The 9,780-nt window shown below is 63.9% G+C and carries 9 protein-coding genes; 7 read left to right on the top strand and 2 right to left on the bottom strand.

Annotated features, from left to right (window positions below; genetic code table 11):
- Positions 1 to 431 precede the first annotated feature (431 nt).
- Entirely contained in the window at positions 432 to 1,094 is a 663-nt protein-coding gene (locus QW887_RS28690; protein ID WP_315718658.1) for an SOS response-associated peptidase, read from the bottom strand.
- Positions 1,095 to 1,096: 2 nt separating this feature from the next.
- Positions 1,097 to 1,558, bottom strand: a complete 462-nt coding sequence (locus QW887_RS28685) for a hypothetical protein (protein WP_315770024.1) — start codon at positions 1,556 to 1,558, stop codon at positions 1,097 to 1,099.
- 614 nt (positions 1,559 to 2,172) lie between these two features.
- On the opposite strand from QW887_RS28685, the gene QW887_RS28680 reads away from it, so the two are divergent.
- The 7 genes from QW887_RS28680 to QW887_RS28650 all read left to right on the top strand — a co-directional run bounded on the left by QW887_RS28680 (position 2,173) and on the right by QW887_RS28650 (position 9,772).
- Positions 2,173 to 2,451, top strand: coding sequence for a DNA -binding domain-containing protein (locus QW887_RS28680; RefSeq protein WP_315718652.1), 279 nt, complete (start codon positions 2,173 to 2,175; stop codon positions 2,449 to 2,451).
- Positions 2,452 to 3,086: 635 nt separating this feature from the next.
- Positions 3,087 to 3,389 (top strand): helix-turn-helix transcriptional regulator, encoded by a 303-nt coding sequence (locus QW887_RS28675; RefSeq protein ID WP_015664043.1) that lies wholly within the window; start codon positions 3,087 to 3,089, stop codon positions 3,387 to 3,389.
- A 2-nt stretch (positions 3,390 to 3,391) separates the two neighbouring features.
- Positions 3,392 to 4,273, top strand: a complete 882-nt coding sequence (locus QW887_RS28670) for a replication initiator protein A (RefSeq protein ID WP_315718654.1) — start codon at positions 3,392 to 3,394, stop codon at positions 4,271 to 4,273.
- 289 nt (positions 4,274 to 4,562) lie between these two features.
- Positions 4,563 to 5,027: a DUF2840 domain-containing protein gene (locus tag QW887_RS28665; protein ID WP_316195574.1), complete on the top strand. Its 465-nt coding sequence runs from the start codon at positions 4,563 to 4,565 to the stop codon at positions 5,025 to 5,027.
- Positions 5,024 to 5,536 carry a S26 family signal peptidase gene (locus QW887_RS28660; RefSeq protein ID WP_316195572.1) on the top strand — a complete coding sequence of 171 codons (513 nt, stop codon included), beginning with the start codon at positions 5,024 to 5,026 and terminating at the stop codon, positions 5,534 to 5,536. Before QW887_RS28665 ends, QW887_RS28660 begins: the two co-directional genes overlap by 4 nt.
- 463 nt (positions 5,537 to 5,999) lie before the next feature.
- Complete coding sequence (locus tag QW887_RS28655; RefSeq protein WP_316161031.1) at positions 6,000 to 7,760, top strand: relaxase/mobilization nuclease domain-containing protein; 1,761 nt, start codon at positions 6,000 to 6,002, stop codon at positions 7,758 to 7,760.
- 17 nt (positions 7,761 to 7,777) lie between these two features.
- A complete protein-coding gene (locus QW887_RS28650; RefSeq protein WP_316195570.1) occupies positions 7,778 to 9,772 on the top strand; it encodes a conjugal transfer protein TraG in 1,995 nt (664 codons plus the stop codon).
- Positions 9,773 to 9,780: the final 8 nt, after the last annotated feature.

The following is a 9,780-nucleotide window of genomic DNA, read 5'->3' as shown; positions in this document are numbered from 1 at the left end:
ATCGCCAGCTGACAGGCCCGGCTCCAGCCGGCGAACGCGGTGGGCCGCCAGCTACACCACGCTTGGGGACACGATCGTTCGCCCCGCGGCGATCATTCATTCCCACCTCCGGCCGGACGCACGAGGTTGCGGATCGTGAGCTCGTCGTGTAGATGCCGAAATCTGGCAGGCTCACCTCCGCGATGCTTGGCCGGGCCCGACCACTTTGTGCGCGACCGATCGTCTTGCAGTCCGGCTGTCCGAAGCCGTGCCGCGTGGTCTAGAATCGTTTTCCTTTGGTTCCATCAGCTTTGCGGCAGCGACGCCACAACGCCACCCGATGACTCCACACGAGCGAGCGCTTCGAGTCTCGGACGCGGAAAAGGTTGTCGCCGGGAGCTGTAGGGTTGGGGCGCAAGGCGGGCCCGTCTTTGTGCAATCCGCCGACTCGTTCAGGCCGCAGGTATATCTTCCTTGGCCGGCCCGCGTGCGACGATCTCGAGCGCGCCATCGGGCAATGGACGTTGCAGCTCCTTGGCCTCGTTCCATGGCGCACGCAGCCAGACCTCCCTCTCTTCTTCGGTCGTCAGGATGACCGGCATCGCCTTGGGGTGGATGGGTGCGACCACGGCGTTGGGTTCCGTGGTCAGGAAGCCGTAGACCAAATGAGGGCCTGGCAGCGGCTTGGATTTCGTGCCGCGGTCGCCTTTGAACTCGGTCCAGATGCCCGCGAAGCTGGTCAAGGGGCGATCATCAGACAAGGCAAACCAGACCACGTCCTTCTTCTTCGTCTCCGGGTTCGGCTCGGGCGCATATTCGGCGAAGCTGTTGAAAGGCACGAGGCACCGGTTCTCGGGCTTGAGCCAGCCGCGCCAATGCGGAGACGACGTGTTGCGGATGTTGGTCACGGGTGGCCCGCCAGTCCGCGGAGGTGGCGGCATTCCCCACCGCATCATCATCATCTCGCGGTCATCTCCGGTGCCGCGAATGATCGGAGCCGGATAGTCGGGGAAGACGCCCGGCATCGAGGGGAGATTGCCCGCGAACTGGCGAACGATCCGAAAAAGTGCGGCGATCGCGGCCTGGTTGGTGGTGATCGAGTAGAGATTGCACATCGTCAAGATGATCCCGGAACCAAGCGTCTCGCGGTCGGCATGTGGTGAGAGTAGATGTGCTCGGTACTTGTCTTCAGGTCGATCACCGCGCCGCAGAAGCAGCGCGAGCCACCTGACTTGGTTTGGGTCGGCTGAGGACATCCGGCCTCCCGCATCTGATCCTTCCAGGCGACGAAGGCCTGGTGCTGGCGCCATTCGTCGAAATCTTGCTGTGACCGATTCGATAGGAAGACGTTCCATGCTGCCTGGAACGCGTCGCGCGCCTGCTCATAGGTGCTGGCGCGGCCGAGCTGTTGCTCGCCTGGATGACTGCCTGGATAGAAGCCGCAGAACCACTGCCAGACGGGCGAACCGGAGGGGCCTTCGGGGCGCTCTGCAATCGTTCCTGCCTCGACGTCTCCGAAGTAAATGCGCCAGGTCTCGTTTGGCGAGTGCGGATCGCGGCGACGGGTGAGTGTAGGCATGCCGCATTGATTCCAGTCCGGCGGCTGAAAGTGAAGCCGCTACGCCTTGGGTGCAACTACATCGCCGTCCTCAATCTCTGGGCCGGGCGGTTCGGGAACCTGAACGGGAGCGCTTGGTCTTGAGCTCGATCGAGAGCTGGATTGCACAGCGCTGTGCGCTCCTGTTTGGCGGCGAGAGGTCGTGGCCACTCTGCCGCTCACGAAACTCCATTTGGAAAGACGGTTCTCAGATACCGATCGTCAGCCCTCCCCCCGCGCGGGAATTCGCGAACGTCGCCCGCGCTTTGGCAACATCGGCCGTGAGTATTATTCTCAAGATGAAATGTGGACGTGCGTCGGCTACACGAACGCAGGCTACGAGCCAAGCGTGAGCGAGCGCTTGCAGCAAAACGCCTTGGATTAGACGCAAGCGCTTCATGGTGGCGGCAAAGACGCGTCGAATTGTCTTCTCAAACAGCTCCGGCTTTGCCGGCATTTCAACACGGACATCTTTCTCTCACGCGGGAGCGACAGCTGAAGACGTTTGGAAAGCGGTCTCGTGCCCGGATCTCGACGGGGTCCGTGCTGCTTTTTTAGGTCGACAGGTTGTGTTCGCTCCGAACAGGTTCTGACCAATGCCCATTCCGCCGCTCGATCCCGCTGTCGCCGACCTCGCGCCGACTGATTCCGTTCTGACAGCCTATGATGAAGAACATGCTGTGACCTATCTCCGCCTTCTGGATGCAGCATCCGAGGGCGCGGACTGGGAGGAGGTTGCCCGGCTCGTCTTGCACATCGATCCGGTCAACGAACCCCAGCGTGCCCGCCGCGCCTTCGATAGCCATCTGGCGCGGGCGAGGTGGATGTCTGAGAAGGGTTATCATCAGTTGCTACGCGGATCGGATCAGACGTAGCTCTGAGCTCCTGAGGCTGCGGCAGGCCCGCTTTGATTGGAAACAAGCCGCGGTCCGTCGCGAGCATGGATTGAACGGGCTTGCGAGATCATACGCAGGCAACCGAACTCAAGTTGCGGTAGAAGCGATCGAACGCATGCGGCGCAGCTTCAGCCAGCTTCGAAGCCGCCTTGCGGCATGCGCCGCGATCCACGGTCTTGGCCGTCACTCAGATCCTTCTCCAGGCGACTGAGGGCGTGGACAAGAGATCAGCGCGGAAGCCGCACGCGGAGCGTCCCTGGGTCGCGCCTGAGGCATCATCTGGCTGCCGCTCGCGCTTGATCCTGCAGGTGGGTCTGCGAGCTCGCCCAATGGCAGCGGGCGGGCGATCGCTATCCCAGGACAGCATGCCACTGATCGGCCTCCTATGCTCAGCCGCACCGGTCACTGGTGAAAAGACGGCTCGTGGCCGATAGGGGCTGTCACTAAGGCTGTGCCCGCCGCGGCAAAGACGAGTCGCTTCCTTGAGGCGAGGGGGGTGTCGAAATCGCGCCCCTCGATCTCCGGCATCCCCCTTCGCTGCCCTGCGCGTCGATCATGTCCGTCGACGCGCCGAACGACCCGTGAGGGCGCGAACCTGTCCCGGAGGATGCTCGATGCCCGATCAGATAGCCGGTCCCCCGCCGCGCTTTCTTCGTACACCCGAAGCTGCGCGTTATCTTGGTCTGTCCGGCCGCACCCTGGAAAAGCACCGCACCTACGGCACCGGCCCCTTATATCGCAAGATCGGCGGCCGCGTCGTGTATGCGCTCGACGATCTGAAAGCCTGGGCCGATCGCGGCACCAAGACGTCGACGGCTGATCCCGGCCAGGGCACCGTTCTGCCGGCGAAGCGACATCCAGGTCTCATTCCCTATGCAGGGCAGGAGCGTCGCGCGTCGCGGGCTGGGCGGGCTTGAACGTGCGAGGTTTGCGCAAATCCGAGCGCGATCAGCTCGATCTGTTTCGCGCGCTGCCTGGCGATCTGGCGCCGCGCGATGCGCAGGATCTGATGGCCTATCCGTTCTTCTCGCTGGCCAAGAGCAAGCGCGTCGTGCCGATCGACTTCCGCGCGGGGCCTGTCGCCATTCGGGTCGAGGCCGTCCCCGAACATGGCATGGCGACGATCTGGGATGCGGATGTTCTGATCTGGGCGGCGTCACAGATCGTCGAGGCTCGCGACGCCGGACTGAAGACGTCGCGCCTGATGGCCGCCACGCCGTATGAGATCCTGACGTTTGTCGGTCGCGGCACCGGCGTGCGTGACTACGACCGTCTGAAGGCAGGACTTGATCGGCTGCAGTCGACGACCGTGCTCACCTCGATTCGTCAGCCGGCCGAGCGGCGGCGGCACCGCTTCTCCTGGATCAACGAGTGGAAGGAGACGGCGGATGCCCATGGCAGGCCGTCCGGATTGCAGCTGATCCTGCCGGACTGGTTCTATTCGGGCGTCATCGATGACGCGCTCGTGCTGACGATTGATCGGGCCTATTTCGCGCTGACGGGCGGGCTGGAGCGCTGGCTGTACCGCCTCGTGCGCAAGCATGGCGGCCATCAGGATGGCGGCTGGAGCTTCGATCTCCGCTATCTGCATGCCAAGTCCGGCAGCCTCTCGCCGCTGAAGCATTTCGCCTACGATCTTCGCGAAATCGTCCGCCGTCAGCGCCTGCCGGGCTACGAGCTGGTCCTCACCCGCGATCCAAACGGCACCGAACGGCTGAACTTCGCAGCCGCCGTTACTGACCCGGTCGCAAGGCGTTTCGCCAGGCATCACCCCTCGAGCTCCGCAGGGGACAAGCTGTGAACTGTCTCGTGCTATCGGGGACCGGAGGACGCGTGCCATCGAGGACCGGATCGTCGTGCCATCGGGGACCGAAGTCGACCCTAAGCCTTTGGTTTGGCGCGTCCTTTCCGCCTTCTAACTTACCTAACCGCAAAATCCTTCGGATTTTGTCTAACGGGCCTGCGCTTTGGGGCGCCGGTGCACGCTGGCTTCTCCTGCTGTCGACAGCGGAGACCGCTCGAGACGCCCCCGGTTTCCTCATTCCCGGCCCGCAGGGCCGTCCAGATTTCGTCAACCTCAGAGTTTGCCAATGAGCGAGCTGACGCGTGTCCAATTGCTATGGCTGCAGGGAAAGATCGAAAACCGCATACGCTTCGGTCGAACCGTGCGGGAGCTCCGCCTCGACCATTATCGCCGGGAGGTCGCGTTCGCGCCGGGAAGCGTCTTTGCGTTCGTGCGCTGGTCGTCGAACGATTACGGCACGGTGCTGTCGCGGATCAACGTTCTGCAGGCCGTTGGCCCCGGAGAAGCCTGTGCGACCGTGCCCTTCGTCGCTCCGGGAGCAGCGATCCTGTTGCAGGTGTTTGGCTGGCCGAAGGTCGAGCGGGTGCTGCAGCAGATCGACGCGATCGAGGCGCTCGGCATCGATCCGGCGGATGTCGCACCGGATCATTGGTGGCACATTCAGAACCGCATGGCCGTCGGACAACCGCCGCGTCCCTACACGGATCTGCGCCATCGGGCCTGGCTGCATCGAAGGACGATCATGCCATGACGAAAGGGCTTGCCATTGGCGTCGCGATACTCGCCGGGGTGTGGCTCGTGACGGAGGTCGGGCGACCAAGGTTGCGTCCGCTGCTCATCTGGAATGTCTCCGGCAGCGTTCCGATCGGCCTCTATCTGGTTCGGCCGGTCCGGCAATGGGTCACCAACGAGATCGTCGTTGTCCTGCCCCACGGCGTGTTGGCCGGATGGCTTGCGGACGAAGGCTACCTGCCCAGGGGCGTACCGATGCTGAAGCGCATTCTCGCTCTTCCAGGCCAGGCCGTTTGTCGTCGCGAGCATGTCATCCTGATTGATGACGTCGAAGTCGGCATCGCGCAAGAGAGCGACAGACAGGGCCGGCCGCTACCGGATTGGCGTGGCTGCCGCATCATCGGCGGTGACGAGCTCTTTCTGATGAACAGGCAATCGGATAGTTCGCTGGATGGACGCTATTTCGGTCCGACGGCGACATCGGACGTCATCGGGCGTGCCATTCCCGTGTGGACGAGGCAGCCGTGATGATGCACGCGTTCTGCGCACGACCTGCGAACGTCGTGTCGACTTTGATGAGCAGCCGCTGCGATCGGAAACGGTCGTCATTGAGGTCGGCACGAGAGGCTTTGAATGACAAAGCCGACCGCAGCGGAATTCCTCGTGACGTTGTCATGCGGTGCGATGCGTCGGCCTCGATGATGATTGTCCGTCGCAGTCGTCACGGCCGCCGATGCTTCGCCACTGTTTCCGGCAGGCCGACGCGGAGCGTCAGACCGAGAGCCGAGGCGAGGGTCCAAAGCCAGCCGCAAGCTGCCGACGGTCGATCGCAAGATAAAAGCGGCTCGCCTGTTGATCGGCAAGCCATTGACATGGCTCGCGTTCAACCGTGCCGTCCGGTCGGAGCGCGTGTCGCGCTGATGCTCTTTCTCAACAACATCAATGCTGCTTTCGGCACTATAGCCTCAATCCTTGCCGCGGGATGCCGCGCATGAGCACCGGGGAGCGCGAATTCCGCATCCGTCCGGGGCGCATACGCCAGGCGCGTGAGAGGAAGGCCAGGAGCTTCATCAATCGCGTCCTGCGCGCGGCGAACGCCGCGGGGCACGTCACGCTGCCCTCGGTGATCGACGGACGCCGGCCGGCTCGCACCCATTCGACCTTCGGCCGCGGCCGTCTCGGCTTCAGTCGCGAGCGCCTCTTTGCCTCGGGCCGCCGCGTCACGGTGAAGGCCCGCATCGCAAGGCACAAGGGCCACGCGTTTCGGTCAGCGCCGCTGGCGATGCATCTGACCTATCTCAAGCGGGAGGGGGTCACCCGCGACGGCGAGCCGGCAAGGATGTTCGATGCGCGAGCTGATCACGCCGACGAGGCCGCCTTCGAGGCGCGGAGCAGCGACGACCGGCATCATTTCCGCTTCATCGTCTCGCCAGAGGACGCAGCCGACATGGTGGACCTCAGAGCGTTCACGCGCGATCTGATGCGGCAGATGGAAGCTGATCTGTCGACGCGTCTCGAGTGGATCGCGGTTGATCATTGGAATACGGACCATCCGCACGTTCATGTGCTCGTACGCGGTGTCGATCAGACGGGCGCAGATCTCGTAATGGCCCGCGACTATATCGGCCGGGGCCTGCGCTCCCGGGCCGAGGAGCTGGTGGCGCTCGAGCTCGGTCCGAAGCCTGAGCACGACATCCGCAACGCACTGGAAAGAGAGATCACCGCGGATCGCTGGACACGGCTCGATCGCGAGATCCGCATGGCCTGCGATGAGGTGGGGGCCATCGATCTCCGTCAGCGGGCGGCAGCGGGTCCTGATCCCGAGGTCCACCGCCTGATGCGAGGGCGCCTGCAATATCTCGAGCGCCTGGGACTGGCAGCGGCGGCCGGACCCAACGAGTGGATGGTCGAGCTTGGCGCAGAGCGACAGCTCCGCGAGCTCGGCACGCGTGGTGATATCATCAGGACCATGCATCAGGCGTTCGCTCGCCGTGGTGAGGAGCGGAGCGCTGCGGACTACGTCATCGACGGGATCAACAGTTCATCATCGATCATGGGGCGGTTGGTCGACCGTGGACTCCACGACGAGCTGACCGGCGAAGCCTATGCCGTGATCGATGGCATCGACGGCCGCGCCCACCACGTTCGCTTCCGCGGGATCGAGGCTTTTGCGCAGGCGCCTCAGCTTGGCGGCATTGTCGAGATCAGGCGCTTTGGCGCTGCGGAAGAGGCGCGGCCGACCCAGGTCCTGGCGACGCGCTCGGACCTAGCCCTGGCCGATCAGATCAAGGCCGAGGGAGCGACCTGGCTCGATCATCGGCTGGTCGAGCGTGAACCTGTCTCCCTGGCCCTCGGCGGATTTGGCGCGGAGGTGAGGAGCGCGCTGCGCAGCCGGGCAGAGTATCTCGCGGACCGGGGACTGGCGCAGAGACATGGCCAGCAGATCGTCCCGCAACGGGATCTTCTGAAGACGCTGCGCAGGCAGGAGCTTGAATCCGTGGGCGCGCGGCTGTCGGCGACCAACGGCGCGCCGCAGCTGAAGGTCGACCCCGGCCAACAGATTGCGGGCACCTACCGCCAGCGGCTTGTCCTGGCCTCCGGCCGCTTCGCCATGATCGACAATGGTCTCGGTTTCTACCTCGTCCCCTGGTCGCGCGACATCGATCACCGGCTCGGTCAGAAGGTCACGGGCCTTGCGAAGGCCACTGGCATCGACTGGCAGCTTGGTCGCAAGCGCGACCTCGGTCTTTAGCACTCGGGAGACACCACATGCCTGCGACCCGAATCCAATGGGTACAATTACTCGCCGTCGTGCTGATCAACCTGCTCGCGATATGGGCCGCGACCGAATGGACGGCCTGGCGGCTCGCCTTCCAACCGCGATTGGGGACGCCATGGTTCATGCTGTCCGGCTGGCCAGTCTACTTCCCACCGACCTTCTTCTGGTGGTGGTTCATCTACGATGCCTATGCGCCCTCCATCTTTGCCGAAGGTGGGGCTATCGCGGTCAGTGGCAGTCTCGCGTCTATTGCGGTTGCGGTCGGCATGTCACTGTGGCGGTCGCGGGAGGCGAAAGCCACAGCAACTTACGGGTCCGCGCGCTGGGCCGAGCTGGGCGAGGTGCGCAAGGCGGGACTGCTCGGCGAGGACGGCGTGGTCCTGGGACGGTTGGGAGCGCGCTACCTGCGCCATGATGGACCGGAGCACGTGCTCTGTTTTGCACCGACGCGGTCTGGCAAGGGCGTCGGTCTCGTGGTGCCGTCTCTTCTGACGTGGCCGGGATCGGCGATCGTTCACGACATCAAGGGCGAGAACTGGCAGCTCACGGCAGGATTCCGCGCGCGGCACGGCCGCATATTTCTGTTCGACCCGACCAACCCGAAGGCCTCAGCCTACAATCCGCTGCTCGAAGTCAGGCGAGGGGCCTGCGAGGTGCGTGACGTCCAGAATGTCGCCGACGTGCTGGTGGATCCCGAGGGATCCCTCGACAAGCGCAATCATTGGGAAAAGACCAGCCATTCGCTTCTGGTCGGTGCCATCCTGCACGTTCTCTATGCCGAGCCCGACAAGACCTTGGCTGGCGTTGCCGCGTTCCTCTCGGATCCCCGGCGTTCAATCGAGGCGACGTTGATGGCGATGATGGCGACGCATCATCTGGGCGCGGTCGGGCCGCACCCGGTGGTGGCATCGACAGCGCGCGAGCTTCTGAACAAATCGGAGAATGAGCGCTCGGGCGTCCTTTCAACGGCGATGTCATTCCTCGGTCTTTACCGGGATCCGGTGGTGGCTGCTGTCACGGGAAGATGTGATTGGCACATTGCTGATCTGGTTGCAGGGGAGGAGCCTGCGACGCTGTATCTCGTCGTGCCGCCATCCGACATCTCACGTACGAAGCCGCTCATTCGTCTGGTTCTGAACCAGATCGGCCGGCGTTTGACCGAGGATCTCAAGGCAAAGCAGAGCCGGCATCGTGTCCTGATGATGCTGGACGAGTTTCCGGCGTTAGGCCGGCTCGACTTCTTCGAATCCGCTCTCGCCTTCATGGCCGGGTACGGCATCAAGAGCTTCCTGATTGCGCAATCGCTCAATCAGATCGAGAAGGCCTATGGGCAGAACAATGCCATTCTGGACAACTGCCATGTCCGCGTCAGCTTCGCGACCAATGACGAGCGAACCGCCAAGCGCGTCTCGGACGCGCTCGGCACCGCAACCGAAATGCGGGCCGTGAAGAATTATGCCGGGCATCGCCTGGCGCCATGGTTGGGTCACCTCATGGTGTCGCGCCAGGAGACGCCGCGTCCGCTCCTGACGCCGGGCGAGGTGATGCAATTGCCGGCGGCTGATGAGATCGTGATGGTCGCCGGCGCACCACCGATCCGCGCCAGGAAGGTGCGATATTTCGAGGATGCGAGACTGGTCTCGCGCATCCTGCCGCCGCCGGACATCGCCAGGACCAGAGCGTCTGTGGGTGCGGATGACTGGTCATCGCTTGCGCCCCTCACGCCCATGCTCGCCGGATCCCGGCTGATGGTGCCCACCGAGACGAGGGACGAGCAGGCCAATGGCGGCTTGCGACGCGAGCCGGAGCTGCCGCAGCACGAAGCGATTGCGAGCGAAACGACGAGCGTAGATCCGGCGGACGAGTTTTCTGTCGTGTTCGATGACGATGATGGGACGCCGCAGCTGGTCGGCTCACGCGATGCGAGCACGACGGGGATTGCGCGTCAGGCTGCGCTCGACCCGCGCGATGACATGGGCTTGTGAGGACAAAC

The organism is Bradyrhizobium sp. SZCCHNRI3052 (genome assembly GCF_032484895.1).
In the GTDB taxonomy this organism is placed as follows: Bacteria; Pseudomonadota; Alphaproteobacteria; order Rhizobiales; family Xanthobacteraceae; genus Bradyrhizobium.
This window is presented reverse-complemented; position numbering and strand designations above follow the sequence as displayed.

Bases quoted from the DNA above. Each gene is read 5' to 3' on its own strand.
- QW887_RS28660 (WP_316195572.1), top strand. From the start codon at position 5,024: ATGACGAAAGGGCTTGCCATTGGCGTCGCGATACTCGCCGGGGTGTGG.
- QW887_RS28690 (WP_315718658.1), bottom strand. From the start codon at position 1,094: ATGTGCAATCTCTACTCGATCACCACCAACCAGGCCGCGATCGCCGCA.
- QW887_RS28650 (WP_316195570.1), top strand. From the start codon at position 7,778: ATGCCTGCGACCCGAATCCAATGGGTACAATTACTCGCCGTCGTGCTG.
- QW887_RS28680 (WP_315718652.1), top strand. From the start codon at position 2,173: ATGCCCATTCCGCCGCTCGATCCCGCTGTCGCCGACCTCGCGCCGACT.
- QW887_RS28665 (WP_316195574.1), top strand. From the start codon at position 4,563: ATGAGCGAGCTGACGCGTGTCCAATTGCTATGGCTGCAGGGAAAGATC.
- QW887_RS28685 (WP_315770024.1), bottom strand. From the start codon at position 1,558: ATGCCTACACTCACCCGTCGCCGCGATCCGCACTCGCCAAACGAGACC.
- QW887_RS28655 (WP_316161031.1), top strand. From the start codon at position 6,000: ATGAGCACCGGGGAGCGCGAATTCCGCATCCGTCCGGGGCGCATACGC.
- QW887_RS28675 (WP_015664043.1), top strand. From the start codon at position 3,087: ATGCCCGATCAGATAGCCGGTCCCCCGCCGCGCTTTCTTCGTACACCC.